General features: G+C 69.8%; 15 protein-coding genes. 11 read left to right on the plus strand and 4 right to left on the minus strand.

From position 1 onward, the window contains the following. Nucleotides 1-98: 98 nt before the first annotated feature. The 3 genes from ACAM57_RS00995 to ACAM57_RS01005 all read right to left on the minus strand — a co-directional run bounded on the left by ACAM57_RS00995 (nucleotide 99) and on the right by ACAM57_RS01005 (nucleotide 3,863). Entirely contained in the window at nucleotides 99-1,703 is a 1,605-nt protein-coding gene (locus ACAM57_RS00995) for an alpha/beta hydrolase family protein (RefSeq protein ID WP_369660416.1), read from the minus strand. 143 nt (nucleotides 1,704-1,846) lie between these two features. After that, nucleotides 1,847-3,268, minus strand: a complete 1,422-nt coding sequence (gene dacB / locus ACAM57_RS01000; RefSeq protein ID WP_369660417.1) for a D-alanyl-D-alanine carboxypeptidase/D-alanyl-D-alanine-endopeptidase — start codon at nucleotides 3,266-3,268, stop codon at nucleotides 1,847-1,849. Nucleotides 3,269-3,275: 7 nt separating this feature from the next. Beyond that, complete coding sequence (locus tag ACAM57_RS01005) at nucleotides 3,276-3,863, minus strand: GDP-mannose pyrophosphatase (protein WP_369660418.1); 588 nt, start codon at nucleotides 3,861-3,863, stop codon at nucleotides 3,276-3,278. 79 nt (nucleotides 3,864-3,942) lie between these two features. Here ACAM57_RS01005 and ACAM57_RS01010 point away from each other — a divergent pair, with 79 nt between their 5' ends. The 5 genes from ACAM57_RS01010 to pyrF are packed head-to-tail and all read left to right on the plus strand — an operon-like array spanning nucleotide 3,943 to nucleotide 7,706. After that, nucleotides 3,943-4,764: a DeoR/GlpR family DNA-binding transcription regulator gene (locus tag ACAM57_RS01010; RefSeq protein WP_369660419.1), complete on the plus strand. Its 822-nt coding sequence runs from the start codon at nucleotides 3,943-3,945 to the stop codon at nucleotides 4,762-4,764. An 8-nt stretch (nucleotides 4,765-4,772) separates the two neighbouring features. Further along, the gene (gene tsaB / locus ACAM57_RS01015; RefSeq protein WP_369660420.1) at nucleotides 4,773-5,489 is read left to right on the plus strand and encodes a tRNA (adenosine(37)-N6)-threonylcarbamoyltransferase complex dimerization subunit type 1 TsaB; all 717 of its coding nucleotides are present in this window, start codon (nucleotides 4,773-4,775) and stop codon (nucleotides 5,487-5,489) included. A gap of 10 nt (nucleotides 5,490-5,499) precedes the next feature. Beyond that, complete coding sequence (gene rimI, locus ACAM57_RS01020; RefSeq protein WP_126021165.1) at nucleotides 5,500-6,042, plus strand: ribosomal protein S18-alanine N-acetyltransferase; 543 nt, start codon at nucleotides 5,500-5,502, stop codon at nucleotides 6,040-6,042. Then, a complete protein-coding gene (locus tag ACAM57_RS01025) occupies nucleotides 6,039-6,848 on the plus strand; it encodes a uracil-DNA glycosylase family protein (RefSeq protein WP_369660421.1) in 810 nt (269 codons plus the stop codon). The genes rimI and ACAM57_RS01025 overlap by 4 nt, the downstream gene beginning before the upstream one ends. A gap of 33 nt (nucleotides 6,849-6,881) precedes the next feature. After that, the gene (gene pyrF, locus ACAM57_RS01030) at nucleotides 6,882-7,706 is read left to right on the plus strand and encodes an orotidine-5'-phosphate decarboxylase (protein WP_369660422.1); all 825 of its coding nucleotides are present in this window, start codon (nucleotides 6,882-6,884) and stop codon (nucleotides 7,704-7,706) included. 112 nt (nucleotides 7,707-7,818) lie between these two features. Here pyrF and ACAM57_RS01035 read toward each other — a convergent pair whose 3' ends face one another. Then, the gene (locus tag ACAM57_RS01035; protein WP_019653935.1) at nucleotides 7,819-8,553 is read right to left on the minus strand and encodes a helix-turn-helix transcriptional regulator; all 735 of its coding nucleotides are present in this window, start codon (nucleotides 8,551-8,553) and stop codon (nucleotides 7,819-7,821) included. Nucleotides 8,554-8,698: 145 nt separating this feature from the next. Between ACAM57_RS01035 and ACAM57_RS01040 the strand changes: the two genes are divergently transcribed. From ACAM57_RS01040 to ACAM57_RS01065, 6 genes are all read left to right on the plus strand, one after another. Continuing rightward, a complete protein-coding gene (locus tag ACAM57_RS01040; RefSeq protein ID WP_369660423.1) occupies nucleotides 8,699-9,553 on the plus strand; it encodes a hypothetical protein in 855 nt (284 codons plus the stop codon). Between the two features lie 14 nt (nucleotides 9,554-9,567). Continuing rightward, nucleotides 9,568-11,529 carry an MFS transporter gene (locus ACAM57_RS01045; RefSeq protein ID WP_369660424.1) on the plus strand — a complete coding sequence of 654 codons (1,962 nt, stop codon included), beginning with the start codon at nucleotides 9,568-9,570 and terminating at the stop codon, nucleotides 11,527-11,529. A 127-nt stretch (nucleotides 11,530-11,656) separates the two neighbouring features. Next, complete coding sequence (locus ACAM57_RS01050; RefSeq protein WP_369660425.1) at nucleotides 11,657-12,166, plus strand: YiaA/YiaB family inner membrane protein; 510 nt, start codon at nucleotides 11,657-11,659, stop codon at nucleotides 12,164-12,166. A 29-nt stretch (nucleotides 12,167-12,195) separates the two neighbouring features. After that, complete coding sequence (locus ACAM57_RS01055) at nucleotides 12,196-12,657, plus strand: hypothetical protein (RefSeq protein WP_369660426.1); 462 nt, start codon at nucleotides 12,196-12,198, stop codon at nucleotides 12,655-12,657. Further along, nucleotides 12,654-13,454: a DUF2145 domain-containing protein gene (locus tag ACAM57_RS01060; RefSeq protein WP_369660427.1), complete on the plus strand. Its 801-nt coding sequence runs from the start codon at nucleotides 12,654-12,656 to the stop codon at nucleotides 13,452-13,454. Before ACAM57_RS01055 ends, ACAM57_RS01060 begins: the two co-directional genes overlap by 4 nt. Nucleotides 13,455-13,476: 22 nt before the next feature. After that, on the plus strand, nucleotides 13,477-14,547 hold the full coding sequence (locus ACAM57_RS01065; protein ID WP_369660428.1) for a serine endopeptidase: 1,071 nt from the start codon (nucleotides 13,477-13,479) through the stop codon (nucleotides 14,545-14,547). Nucleotides 14,548-14,582 lie beyond the last annotated feature (35 nt).

The following is a 14,582-nucleotide window of genomic DNA, read 5'->3' on the forward strand; positions in this document are numbered from 1 at the left end:
GCTTGCCCACTTCGTGTGGCCGCCCACCCCCTTGCAGGGGGCAACACCAGCGGCCCGGCAAAGCCGGTTCCGCGGTGTTCCTGGAATGGGCTCTTCGTTCAGCCTCCGGCTGCGAGCACGCCCTGGAAGAAGCCACGGGCCGACGCCAGGCAGAACGGCGGTGCCAGCGTGCCGTGGTATGCCAGCGTGACGGCCTGGGCCTTGTCCGATGCGCTGCCCGAAGTGTTCTGCGCGAGCAGTGCCTTGGCCTGCGCGAAGCCGGCGCGGGCGGTGGAGTAGGCGTCGATGGCCGCCGAGTCCTCCAGGTCCACCACGGACAGAATGCTGGACGGCATGCCCTTGGCGCGGAAGTAGCCCGAGGTGGCGCGGGTGCTCACGAAGTTCACCGTCGGGTCGTTGGCGCCGCCGCACATCAGCATCGGCCGGGTCGGCACCCAGTTGCGCAGGTCGTTGGCGATGGCGGCCTTGCGGAAGCCCGTGGAAGGCTTGCAGTCCAGCGGCGATGTGGTGCTCAGCGAAGCGGCCGTGGCCGGCAGCGCGTTGCCGGGGCAGGGGTTGCCCTGGATGTCGCCCGCCGCCTGCGTCAGGAAGCTCTGCTTGATGAGGTTGTTGGCGCCGTAGAAGATCGACAGCTCCGGGCTCACCGGCCCCGGCGTGGCGTTCGCCGGGAACAGCGCGAGCTGGGGCAGCTTGCCGCTGCTGAACAAGGTGCCAGGCGAGGTGCTGGGCAGCAGCGTGTCGATGCCGCTGGCGTACTGCGCCTCGTACACGTCGCTGGTGGAGCCGTAGACGTTGCCGAACTGCTGCTGCCAGCTCGTCGACAGCAGCGGCACGAACAGCGTGGCGCCCAGCGCCGGCCAGCCCAGGTAGGTGTAGTCGGTCAGCAGGCTGATGGCCGAGGGCGCCGACAGCGGCGCCGACGCCGTCACCGCCTTGCCCGTGGCCTGCATCTCGCGGTGCGCCGCCATCGCCACGTAGCCGCCCTGCGAGTAGCCGGTGATGAAGAGCGAGCCGGCATCGTTCGCGCCGATGCCCGAGAAGGTCTTGCGCGCCGCGGTGAGCGCGTCGACCATGTCCTTGCCCTGCTGGTCGCCGTCGAGGTACGGGTGGTAGGGCAGCGTCGACTTGTCGTAGCCCGCGTAGTTGGGCGCCACCACGATATAGCCCTGCGCCGCGAACATGGCGGCGATCATCAGGCCCTCGCCGGCGGCCGCCTGCGTGCTGTCGGTCCACTTGGCCAGGTTGTAGGCCTTGGCGGCGGTGGTGCCGTGGGCATAGAGCACCACCGGGCGCTGGCCGCTGCAGGCCACGTCGGAGCCGGTGGGCACCATGATGGCGGCGGTGGCGTTGGTGGCCTCGTTCTTCGCGCCGACGGTGCGGTATTCGAGGTAGCGCAGGTCCACGCCGCACTTGGGCGTGCCCGCCACCTGCAGCAGGGCCTTGCCCTGGTCGCTGGCCTGCAGGCTGGCGGTGAACTGCGTGGCCGTCAGCGCGGCTGTCTTCTCGGGCGGGTCGGTGACCACCGAGCCCCGGCCGTTGTCTGCCGCCGGCGGGGGGACGCCCACGCCGATGCCGATGCCTCCCCCGCCTCCGCCACCCCCGCCGCAGGCGGCGAGCAGCAGCAATGTCGCGGCGCTTGCGACGGCCGTGAAGGCGGCGGTCTTGCGCAGGGGGCGGGAGGGCTGGGTTTGAGGCTGGTTCAAGTGATGTCTCCTGCGCCGGTCGGCGCCTGGCTTGCGTGGAATCGAACGACCGTCCGATTCTGTGCAGCGGCAAGGCCGCGCGCAACCGGGCGTTTGCCCTCAGAAGTTTTCAGTACTCAGCGCTACAGGCCAGCGGGAAGCCTTCAGTTGTCCTGCGAGGCCCAGTCGACCAGCGCGTCGAAGGCCGCGCGCGCGGCCCCTGCGTTCTCGCCGTTGGCGATGGCCACGAGCACGTAGCGCCGGCCGCTCGCGCCGTCCACGTAGCCGGCCACGCCGGAGGAATCGCGCAGCGTGCCCGTCTTCAGGTGCGCCGAGCCGCCCGAGCGCAGCGTGCGCTTCTTCAGCGTACCGTCCACGCCCATGGCCGGCAGCGAGGACATCAGCTCCGGCATCACCGGCGAGCGCCACGCCACCTGCAGCATCCTGCCGAGTGCGGCGGCGCTGATGCGCTCGTCGCGCGACAGGCCCGAGCCGTTCTCGAACACCGGCTGCGCCTCGCCCGTGCCGATGCGATCGCGCCACCACTGGCCCATGGCCGCGCGCGAGGCCTCGAAGGTGCCGCGGTTCTTCTGTGCCAGCCCGATGGTAAGGAACAGCTGCTGCGCCATCACGTTGTTGCTGTACTTGTTGACGTCGCGGATCACCTCCGCCAGCGGCGGCGACTCGAACTCGAACGCCGGCTTCAGCCCCGCCGGCACGCGCCCCTCGCGCATCTGCCCGCCGACGCGCCCGCCCATCTCGGCCCACATGCCTCCGATGGCGCGCATGGCATAGGTGCGCGGGTCGCCATAGGCCACGGCCCAGCTCTTCTCGCCGCAGCCGCTGGGAAAGCCGCCGTTGAAGCGGATGCGGTTCACGTCGGAGAAGTCGGCGCGCAGCGTGCCGCGCCAGTCGCCGCATTCGCCGGGCACCAGCGCCACGGTCTGCGGCATGGCTACGCTGGCCAGCGGAGGCTCGTAGCTCACGCGCGCGACCTGGCCGGCGCGGTCGGGCGCGAAGGTCATGTTGACCGACTTGAAGTTCACCAGCAGCGCGTCGGGCGAGGCGTTGTAGGGGCGCAGCGGCTCGCCGTCGAAGGCGGCGGGGTCGCCCTCCACCGTGGTCTCGAAGGCGCCGCGGTCGAGGACGATGTCGCCGCTCACCGTGGTGATGCCCAGCCCCTGCACGTGGCGCAGCAGCAGCCACACGCGCTCCAGCACCAGCTTCGGATCGCCCTGGCCCTTGATGTAGAGGTTGCCGTTGAGCACGCCGTTGTTCACCGTGCCGTCGACGTAGACCGGCGTGGTCCAGCTGTAGGCCGCGCCGAGCAGGTCGAGCGCGGCGTAGGTGGTCACCAGCTTCATGATCGACGCCGGGTTCACCTGCGCCTGCGTGCGCCACGCCAGGCGCGGCTGGCGCGTGCCGTCGGCCTCGGCGACCAGCATGGTCACCGACTCGCGCGGCACCTTGGCGCGGGCGAGGGCGGCGTCGACCTGGGTGGGAAGGGCTTGCTGGGCGAACGCGCCGGCGGACGACAGCGTTGCGAGAGTCAGTGCGCAGGCCGCGCGGCGAAAGGCAGAAGGCATCCGCCCATTATCCCGGCGGGAAAACATGCAGCTTCGCGTGATACAGCAGCATCACCGTCTTGGCGTCCGCGATGCGGCCGTCCGCCACCATCGCCAGTGCCTCGTCGATGCCGGTTTCGAGCACCTCTATGTCCTCGCCTTCCTCGGCCAGCCCGCCGCCTTCGCCCACGCGCATCGAGGATTCGTAGGGCGCGACGAAGAAATGCAGCTTCTCGGTGACCGAGCCCGGGCTCATGAAGCACTCGAACACCTTGCGCACCTCGCCGAGCCGGTAGCCGAGTTCTTCCTCGACCTCGGCGCGGATGCGCTCCTCGGGCGCCGCGTCGTCGAGCAGGCCGGCGGCGGCCTCGATCAGCAGGTCGTCATGGCCGTTGACGAAAGCCGGGTAGCGGAACTGGCGCGTGAGCAGCACCGTGCGCCGCAGCAGGTTGTAGGGCAGCAGGGTGGCGCCGTTGCCGCGGTCGTAGGTCTCGCGGTGCATGCGCTGCCACTGGCCGTCGTTGCGGCGCCAGTCGAAGGCGGTGGTGCGCAGGGTGTACCAGTTGTCGGAAAGGAGGGTGACTTCGTGCACCCGGACGCGGTCTTGAAGAGTCATGGCGCCGAGCATATGTGCATGTTCGTGCAATAACAAGAAAAATCGTGCAAAAGGCGACGCCAGCCGATACCATCGGCCGATGCTCACCAGCCAGCGCAAGCAACACATCCTCTCGGTCCTGCGGCGCGACGGCAATGTCGTCGCCAAGTCGCTCAGCGAAGAACTGGGCCTGTCGGAAGACACCATCCGCCGCGACCTGCGCGAGCTGGCGGGCGAGGGCCTGCTGCTGCGCGTGCACGGCGGCGCGCTGCCGCTGGCGGCGGCCGAGGCCGACTTCGCCGGCCGCCAGCAGCTCGCGCCCGACGAAAAGGTGGCCATCGGCCGCGCCGCCGCGCGCCTGGTGAAGCCGGGGCAGGTGGTGTTCATCGACGGCGGCACCACCGCCGTGCAACTCGCGCGCCACTTGCCGGTGAACCTGCGCGCCACGGTGGTCACGCACAGCCCGCCGGTGGCGGTGGAGCTGGCCTCGCACGCGGGCATCGAGGTGGTGCTGGTCGGCGGACGGCTCTTCCGCCACTCGATGGTGGCGGTGGGCTCGGCGGCGATGGCGGCCATCTCGCGCATCCACGCCGACACCTACTTCATGGGCGTCACCGGCGTGCACGCCGAGGCCGGGCTGACCACCGGCGACCTGGAAGAGGCCGAGATCAAGCGCGCGCTGATGGGCTCGGCGGCCGAGACGGTGGTGATGGCGTCCTCGGAAAAGATCGGCGCTGCCTCGGCCTGGGTGGTCAACCCGGTGGCGTCGGTCGGCACGCTGCTGGTTTCGCCGCAGGCGCCGGCAGCGGCGCTGGTGCCGCTGCGCCGGGCGGGGCTGGCGATCCTGCGCAGCGACGATGCCGACGGCGGGAAAGCTGCCGATACCGCAGGCGGGGCTTCGGAATTGCCCGGCGCTCGATAATCGCAGGGATGTCTCCCTTCTCGCCCAAGCTGCTCGCCTTCGACACCAGCACCGAACACCTGTCCGTGGCCGTGCTGCATGGCGACAGGCTGCTGGCGCACGAGGGCGCCGGCGGCGCGCAGGCCTCCAGCACCCTTCTTCCGCTGATCCGGCAGCTGCTGGGCGAAGCCGGGCTCGCGCTGGCCGAGCTCGACGCCATCGCCTTCGGCCGCGGCCCGGGCTCCTTCACGGGGCTGCGCACCGCCTGCTCGGTGGCGCAGGGCCTGGCCTACGGCGCCAAGGTGCCGCTGCTGCCGGTCGATACGCTGCTCGCGGTGGCCGAGGAAGCGCGCCATGCCTTCGGCGCGCAGCAGGTGGTGGCGGCGCTGGACGCGCGCATGGAGCAGGTCTACGCCGCGCGCTACGACTTCGCGGCGCACGGCCCGCTGGGCCAGCCCGAGGGCGGCGAAGAGCCGCTGCTGCTGGCGCCCGAGGAGCTCGAAGTGCCTGCCGGCTGGGCGCTCGCCGGCAATGCCTTCGCCGCCTACGGTTCGCGACTGGCCCCGGCCGCCGCCCGCCACGAGGCGCTGCCGATGGCCGCGGCCATGCTGCGGCTGGCGCCCGCGCTGCTCGCCGCCGGGCGCACCGTGCCGGCCGCGCAGGCCTGGCCGCTCTATGTTCGCGATAAAGTGGCGCAAACCACAGAAGAGCGCGCCGCCATCAAGGCTGCCGCAGCACAACGCTAGCCACCCTCGCATGAGCGCCGTCCTCCAGCCCGTCGAAGCCCGCCTCGAACCGCTCACCGTCGAGCGGATCGATGCCGTCTGCGCGGTCGAGCAGACGGCCTACAGCCACCCCTGGACGCGCGCCAACTTCACCGATTCCATGGCCGTGGGCTACCACTGCCAGTGCCTGCTGGCCCCCGGCACGGCGCCGGGCGTGGATTCGCCGGTCACGCAGCTGGGCGAGACGCTGATCGGCTACTTCGTCGCCATGAAGGGCGTCGACGAGGTGCACCTGCTGAACATCACCGTGGCGCCGGCCTTCCAGCGCCAGGGCTGGGCGCCGCTCATGCTCGAGGCGCTGGGCGGCTGGTCGCGCGCCGAGGGCGCCCAGTGGCTCTGGCTCGAAGTGCGCCAGAGCAACCAGCGCGCGCTCGACATCTACCTGCGCCAGGGCTTCCGCAGCGTCGGCGTGCGCAAGGGCTACTACCCGGCGCACGGCGGCAAGCGCGAGGACGCTGTCGTCATGAGCCTGCGCCTGAACGAAAGCCCGACGGCCTGGGGTGGCCTGCGATGAGCGCCGCCGTGCAGACGCTGAGGCTGGACGCCCGCCAGCGCGCCATGCTCGACGAGATGGGGGTGAAGGTCTGGTGGCCCGTTCCCGAGGCGGTCGAGGTGGCGGCAGCGCCGGAAGCTCCAGCGCCGGTCGAGGAGGACATGCCCGCCGTCGACGAGCGCCAGGAGGCCGAAATGCCGGTGGCCGCACCGCCACCGCCCGTTGCCCGGCCTGTCGCCCCTCCGGTGCAGGCCCCTGCGCCAGCTCCCCGTGCCGCCGCGCCAGTCACGCAGGGCGCGGCCGTGCTGGTCGAAGCTCCCTGCCGCCTCTATGCCGATGCCGATGTCGGCGCCGCCGATGCCGTGCAGGGCGGCTGGCTGGTCGTCGCCGACATGCCGCCCGAGGCCGACGGCCGCCACGGCGATGCCTTCGCGGGCGATGCCGGCCGCCTGCTCGACAACATGCTGCGCGCCCTGAAGCTGCACGACGGCAGCACGCCCGTGCACCTCATGCGGACCCACCGCGGCGTGGCCTCCGGCCAGCCCGGCAGCCCGCGCGCCATGGACGAAGCCTTCGGCGAGCATGCGGCAGCGATCGCCCCGCGCGTCGTGCTGGCCATGGGGCCGCTGGCCGCGCAGAGCCTGATGCGCAGCGGCGAGCCGCTCGGCAAGCTGCGCGGACGCATCGTGCCGCTGGATTCCATCGAAGGGGCCTGCGTGGTCGCCACCTACCACCCGGCCTACCTGCTGCGCAATCCGGCGGACAAGGCCCGCGCCTGGGCCGACCTCTGCCTGGCCGCCGAGCAGCACTCGCCCGGCCCGAACTGAGCCCAGGCGACGGGCCAATTAAAATCACGGCCCATGACTTTCCTCGACAAGCTGGCCGCCGCACAGCAAAAAAACGGTTCTTTGCTTTGCGTGGGGCTCGATCCCGAGCCCACCAGGTTCCCGGGACAGTTCAAGGGTGACACCAGCCGCATCTACGACTTCTGCGCCCGCATCGTCGACGCCACGGCCGACCTGGTCATCGCCTTCAAGCCGCAGATCGCCTACTTCGCCGCGCATCGCGCCGAAGCCCAGCTCGAAAAGCTGATGGAGCACATGCGCAGGAACACGCCCGACGTGCCCGTGATCCTCGACGCCAAGCGCGGCGACATCGGCTCCACCGCCGAGCAGTACGCTCTGGAAGCCTTCGAGCGCTACGGCGCCGATGCGGTGACGCTGTCGCCCTTCATGGGATTCGACTCGGTCGCTCCTTACCTCAAGCACGAAGGCAAGGGCGCTTTCCTGCTGTGCCGCACCAGCAACCCCGGCGGCTCCGATCTGCAGGGCCAGCGGCTGGCGGACGTCGAAGGGCAGCCCTTCCTCTACGAACACGTGGCCAGGCTGGCGCAGGGGCCGTGGAACCTCAACGGCCAGCTCGGCCTGGTGGTGGGCGCGACCTACCCGGCAGAAATCGAGCGCGTGCGCGAACTCGCGCCGACGGTGCCGCTGCTGATCCCCGGCGTCGGCGCCCAGGGCGGCGATGCCGTCGCCACGGTGCGAGCCGGCTGGCGCCCCGATGCGCCGATCGTCGTGAACTCGTCGCGCGCGATCATCTACGCCTCGCCGGGCGACGATTTCGCCGAAGCTGCGAAGGCCGCCGCGCGCACGATGCGCGACACCCTGGAATCAGCCAAGCCCTGAAGAATTCCTTCCAGGGACACCGCGGAACCGGCTTCGCCGGGCCGCAGGAGTCGCCCCCGGAAGGGGGTTGGCGTAGCGACACGAAGTGCGCGAAGCCTGGGGGAGAGCCAGTTCATGCTCGACGGAGCCGCGTGAAGGCTTCGAACTCCCAGTTCCGCATCCCCAGCAGCAGCGTGTAGCCCTCGCGGTCCTTGGCGGCCAGTTTCTGGTCGGTCTGGTGCTGCTGGGCGAAGTCCTGCGCCACGCGCTGCAGGCGTTCCAGGAAGGCGGGCGCCAGCGAGCGGCTGATCTGGCCGTGCACCAGCAGCAGGCCCTCGGCGGGGCCGTCGAAGCCGCCCTTGTAGTAGTCGAGCACCACGTTCTCGCGGAAGAACTCCATCACAGGGCCGTGCGGGCGCCAGCGGAAAGTCTTGGCGAGCTTCAGGCGATACCGGTTGAGCGGGCGCAGCTCGATGATGCCGATGCGGTCGAGCTGCGCCAGGAAGCCGATGCACTCGGCCTCGCTCACGCGGTAGGCCGCCACGATCTGCTCCAGCGTCCACTGGCTCAGCACGCTGATGGCCACCAGCAGCAGCTTCTTGTCCTTGACCACGGCCTTCTCCTGCTCGTGCGTCAGCTCCTTCAGGAGCGGCTGGGCGTCGGCCACCCGGCGCGCCAGCTCGGCGAAATCGATCTTCAGCGCCCGGCAGATGGCGTCCACGCGGGACAGCGGCATGTCGCTCTTGGCCAGCATCCGCTTGACGCTGGATTCGGCCATGTCGAGCGACCGCGCCAGGTCGGCGTAGGTCATGCGGGCGTTCTTGAGTTCGTTCTTCAGGGCCTGGACGAGATCGACGGTGGTACTCATGGGGCGGAAGCGTACACGGGCGCCAGGGAGTATCAATTGGAGATACCACCGGGTGTGAATTAGTACCTCGTATCGATTCTCGATGCCTCTGGAGGGGTGCGGACCCTAAATTCCGCGCCAGTTCAGACCACCACCGAGGACCGCCATGCTTCTGCCCTCCCTCAGCCGCCGCGAACGCGGGCTGCTTTTCGCCTTCGCGCTGCTCGCGCTGATCGGCTTCTTCGGCCCCGAGCTGCCGGCCGCCGATGTCGCCATCGCATCGGTGTTCGCCGACACCCGCGGCTGGCACGGGCTGCCCAACGCCATGGACGTGCTGAGCAACCTCCCCTTCGTGGTGATCGGCCTGTGGGGCCTGTACCGGCTCAACCGCATCGACCGCTCGCACCAGGAGGCGCTCTCGCAGTTCCCGCTGGCCCCGCCGGCCAGCGACCCGCCGGACAACACGCTCGACTGCGCCTGGCTCTTCTTTGCCGGCCTGATCGCCACCGCCACCGGCTCGGCCTTCTACCACCTCATGCCCGACGGCCCCCGGCTCGCCGCCGACCGCGCCGGCATGGCGGTGGCCTTCGCCGGGCTGATCGGCGTGGCGGTGTGCGAGCGGGTGAGCCAGCGCGCCGGCTGGCCCGCCGCCTGGTTCGTGCTGACGGCCGGGCTGCTGTCGGCCGAGGTGTTCCAGGAGACAGGCAACGTCATGCCCTGGGCGCTGGTGCAGTTCGGCGGCATGGCGCTGGTGCTGACGCTGGCGCTGGCTACGCCGATGCGCAAGTCGGTGGGGCTGAAGCTGGGCTGGGTGATCTTCTTCTACGTGCTGGCCAAGGGCTTCGAGATGGCCGACCACCAGATATACGAATTCACGCAGCAGACGGTGTCGGGCCACACGCTCAAGCACCTGACGGCCTCGCTCGCCGGGCTGCCCGTGGTGTTCGCGCTGCGCAAGCTGGAGATGCGCTGGGAAGCCGCGCTGCGGCACAATCCGGGCGCCGCCGCCGTGGCCGCATGAGGAGCACTCTTCGAATGACAAATCCCTCCGCCGCAGCAACAGCCACGCCAGTGGTTCACGAGGAGAACGCCCACGCCAACCAGTTCGCGCTCCTCGGGCAGCGGCGCTTCGCGCCCTTCTTCTGGACCCAGTTCGCGGGCGCCGCGAACGACAACCTCTTCAAGTTCGCCTTCACCGTCATGGTGACCTACCAGCTCCAGCTGAGCTGGATGCCGCCGTCGATGGCGGGCCTTGTGATCGGCGCGCTCTTCATCCTGCCCTTCCTGCTGTTCTCGGCTACCTCCGGCCAGCTCACCGACAAGTTCGACAAGACGAAGATGATCCGCTTCGTCAAGGACCTCGAGATCGTGATCATGCTGATCGCCGCCTGGGGTTTCGTCACGGCCAACGCGGTGGTGCTGCTGGGCTGCGTGTTCCTCATGGGGCTGCACTCCACGCTGTTCGGGCCGGTGAAGTTCGCCTACCTGCCGCAGGTGCTCGACGCGCGCGAGCTCACCGGCGGCAACGGCATGGTCGAGATGGGCACCTTCGTCGCCATCCTGCTCGGGCAGGTGGCGGGCGGGTTGCTGGTGGCCCTGCCGAACGTCGGCCACACGAGCGTGGCCGTGGGCTGCGTGCTGCTGGCGCTGGTGGGCCGGGGCGTGGCGCAGGCCATTCCACGGGCGCCGGCCACCGACCCGGGGCTGGTCATCAACTGGAACCCGATCAGCGAGACCTGGCGCAACCTCAAGCTCGCGAACCAGAACGTGGTGGTGTTCCGCTCGCTGCTGGGCATCTCGTGGATGTGGTTCTTCGGCGCGGTGTTCCTGAGCCAGTTCCCCAGCTTCGCCAAGGAAGTGCTGCACGGCGACGAGCAGGTGGCCTCGCTGCTGCTGGTGGTGTTCTCGGTGGGCATCGGCGTCGGCTCGCTGCTGTGCGAGACGCTCAGCCGCCGGCAGGTGGAGATCGGCCTGGTGCCGCTGGGCGCCATCGGCATGAGCGTGTTCGCGATCGACCTGTACTTCGCCTCGCGCGGCCTCGCGCCCGCCACGCACGACATGGGCATCGGCGCCTTCTTGCACCAGCCCGCGCACTGGCGCGTGATGGCCGACCTCGCGCTGCTGTCGCTGTTCGCGGGGCTCTACAGCGTGCCGATGTACGCGCTGATCCAGCTGCGCAGCCAGCCGACGCACCGCGCGCGCATCATCGCGGCGAACAACATCCTCAATGCACTCTTCATGATCGGCAGCTCGGTCATCGCGGGCGCGCTGCTGGGCGCGGGCTTCACCATTCCGCAGATCTTCCTGTTCACCGGCATCGCCAACGCGGTGGTGGCGTTCTACATCTTCATGCTGGTGCCGGAGTACCTGCTGCGCTTCGTGGCCTGGGTGCTGTCGCGCTTCGTCTACCGCTTCGACATCAAGGGCGAGACGCACATTCCCACCGAGGGCGCGGCCGTGCTGGTGTGCAACCACGTGAGCTTCATCGACGCGGTGCTGCTGATGGCGGCGAGCCCGCGGCCGATCCGATTCATCATGGACCACCGCATCTTCAGGGTGCCGGTGCTGGGCTGGCTGTTCAAGCTGGCCAAGGCGATTCCGATCGCGCCGCAGAAGGACGACCCGGCGGCCTACGAGGCAGCCTTCGCGAAGGCGCAGGAGGTGCTGCGCGAGGGCGACCTGCTCGCCATCTTCCCCGAGGGTGCGATCACGCGCGACGGCGAACTGCAGCCCTTCAAGGGCGGCGTGATGAAGATCCTCGAGGGCGCGCGCGCCCAGGGCATCGAGCCGCCGGTGATTCCGATGGCGCTCACCAACCTGTGGGGCTCGTACTTCAGCCGCATCGAGCTGCGCGGCGGCGAGCGCGTGGCCATGGCCAGGCCCTTCCGCCGCGGCTTCTTCAGCCGCGTGGGCCTGAACGTCGGCGCCCCCGTGCCGCCGGCCGAGGTGCAGCCCGACGCGCTGCGCCAGCGCGTGAGCGCCCTGCTGGCCAGCTGAAACACCCCAAAAAGTATCGATTGCGGATACCGGAGGCGCTGGAAACCGCCACCGGTGCAAGCATTCAAGCCTCGCGGTGCGGGAGCGAACCATCATTCGCTCACCTTCACTACGCCGCGAGGCACACATGCAACCCCTCTCATCGACCACGACCGTCTTCATCCAGCGCGACACGCGGGCCTGGCAGTTCCAGGCCTGGGCTTCGTTCGCGATCGCCGTCTTCCTGTGCGCCACCGGCCTGAGCTGGCTGCCGGGCGAGGCGCTGGACCGGGCGTTCATGGTGATGGGCTACGTGTTCTGCCTGAGCACCGCCTTCATGCTGTCCAAGTTCGTGCGCGACAGCCAGCAGGCTGCCGAGCGCGGCTCCGAAGCGGCGCGCGACGTGCCGATGTGGAAGCTGGTCGTCTGGGGCAGCTTCTTCGTCGCGATGGGCCTGACCGGCTGGGGCCTCGTGCGCATGGAGATCAACGAGGCCTACAAGGCCTTCCTGGGCGTGAGCTGGCTCTTCCTCATCAGCTCGGCCTTCACGCTGGCCAAGACGCTGCGCGACCGCCACGAGGCCGACATCGCCGAAGCCCGCATGCAGGGCCGCCGCATGGCGCGCGCCGAAGCTGCTGCCGCAGCCGCCACCGAATGACCCACGCACCCCAAGAACGGAGACTCATCATGATCAGGAAGTCGATTGCCGCCGCCCTCGTCGCCGCCAGCACTGTCTTCGCCGGTGTCGCGGTTCCCATGCAGGCCCAGGCCCAGAGCGACGCCTCGCTCGCCCTCTCGCTGATGCCGGTGGCGTCGGTGGTGGTCGCGGGCTCCGCCGTCGGGGCCTCGGCCACCACGGCGGTCGCGCTGCCCGCCGCGCTGTCGGTGGGCGGCTCGACCCTCGCCGTGGTCGCGGTCGAGGCCTCGGTGGACGGCACGGTGTACGTGCTCGAACGCGCCTCCGACGGCGCGCGCGCCAGCATCAAGGTCGCGGGCCGCGCGGCCGATGGCGCCTCGAAGGCCGTGGGTACCAGCGTGCTCGTCACCGTGATCGGCTCGGGTGTCGTGCTGTCGGCCGCCGGCGAGGTGCTGGCCTTCGTGCCCAACGCCATCGGACGCGCGCTGCTGCACAACGAGAGGTTGTCGTGAGCCGCGCGCTGGTGCCGCTGCTCGCGCTGGCGGTCGCGGCGGCCTTGTTGCCCATGCAGGCGCAGGCCGGCCGATCCTGCGAGCAGGTCAAGCCCACGCCCGACGTGATCGTCAAGGGGATGCGGATGGCCGAGCGCACCTCGCAGGCGCTCGACACCAGCGGCGCGCGCGTCGTGCTCCTGGCGCGCGCCGGGCAGGACCTGAGCAAGTACGGCCTGCGCTATTCGCATCTCGGCTTCGCCTACAAGACCGAGGCCGGGCCGTGGCGCGTGGTGCACAAGCTCAACCAGTGCGGCACCGCCATCGCCGAGGTCTACCGGCAGGGGCTCGGCGAGTTCTTCCTCGACGACCCGTGGCGCTACGAGGCCGCCTGGGTGGTGCCCACGCCCGAGGTGCAGGCGCGCCTGCTGGCCGCGCTGAACGAATCGCCCGCGCGCATCGTGCGGCTGCACACCGAGCCCTACAGCATCGTGAGCTACGCGTGGGGCCGCAAGTACCAGCAGTCGAACCAGTGGGCCATGGAGACGCTGGCCGCTGCCATGGAGCCCGCCACCGTCGCCAACCGCGCGCAGGCGCAGGCATGGATGCAGTCCAAGGGCTACGAGCCCACCACGCTGAAGCTGGGCCCGCTCACGCGGCTGGGCGGGCGCGTGGGTTCGGCCAACGTGGCCTTCGACGATCATCCGAACGACAAGCGTTTTTCAGACCGCATCGAGACGGTGACGGTCGACTCGGTTTTCGCCTGGATGCCGCGCGCCGGCCTGGGCGCGGCGCCGGTGACGCTGAAGCTGCAATGAGAAAGAACGAGGAGAAAACAACATGAGCAAGTCTTTGAGACTTTCAGAAAAATGGTTCCGCCGCGGCCTCTGGCTGGTGGCGCTGGTGTTCGCGAGCTTCCTCATCGGACTCGGCAGCACGGTGGTGAGCGACCTGCCGCAGGTCGAGCGGGTGCGCCAACTCGACGACTTCATCGACAAGCCCAGGGCCGAGCCGCTGCGCGCCACCATCAAGGCCTCGGAGGCCGCCGAATTGCAGGCCGCGCGCGACCTCGACCAGATCCGCCTGCAGCTCAATGCCGCGCAGCAGGCCAGCACCAACGCGCGCGAGACCTTCTCCAACTGGCTCGCCACGCGGCGCGCCACCGCGCAGCCCGACCAGGACACCGAGCTCATCGCGCGCACCAAGGCACTCGACGCCTTCAAGCAGAAGGAAGAGGAGCTGCAGCGCAAGGTCAACGCGCAGCAGCAGATTGCGCTCGACGCACGCCAGGCCGAGCAGGGCGCGCGCACGGCGCTGTCGGTGCTCGAGTACGAGGCGCAACGCAAGCTCGACGCCGAGTACCGCCGCATCGAACTGCGCGTGTTCGCCTACCGGCTGGTGCTCACGCTGCCGCTGCTGGTGGTGGCCGGCTGGCTCTTCGCGAAGAAGCGCAAGAGCACCTACTGGCCCTTCGTGTGGGGCTTCATCTTCTTCGCGCTGTTCGCCTTCTTCGTCGAGCTGGTGCCCTACCTGCCGAGCTACGGCGGCTATGTTCGATACGTGGTGGGCATCGTGCTGACGGTGCTGGTGGGGCGCTACGCCATCGTCGCGCTCAACCGCTACCTCGCGCGGCAGAAGCTGGCGGAGCAGCAGCCCGACCAGGTGCGCCGCGAGGAATTAAGCTACGACACCGCGCTCGCGCGCCTGGCCAAGAGCGTGTGCCCAGGCTGCGAGCGGCCGGTGGACCTGAAGAACAACGAGATCGACTTCTGCCCGCACTGCGGCATCGGCCTGTTCGACCACTGCGGCAACTGCGAAACCCGCAAGAGCGCGTTCTCGAAGTTCTGCCACGCGTGCGGCACCTCGGCCGCGAATCGCGTGTTGCCGGCCCTCGGGACGGCCGAGGCGTAGTCTGCGAATTCGGTCACGGCCCGCGGAAGCTTCGA

Origin of the sequence: Variovorax sp. V15 (assembly GCF_041154425.1) — a bacterium.
In the GTDB taxonomy this organism is placed as follows: Bacteria; Pseudomonadota; Gammaproteobacteria; order Burkholderiales; family Burkholderiaceae_C; genus Variovorax; species Variovorax guangxiensis.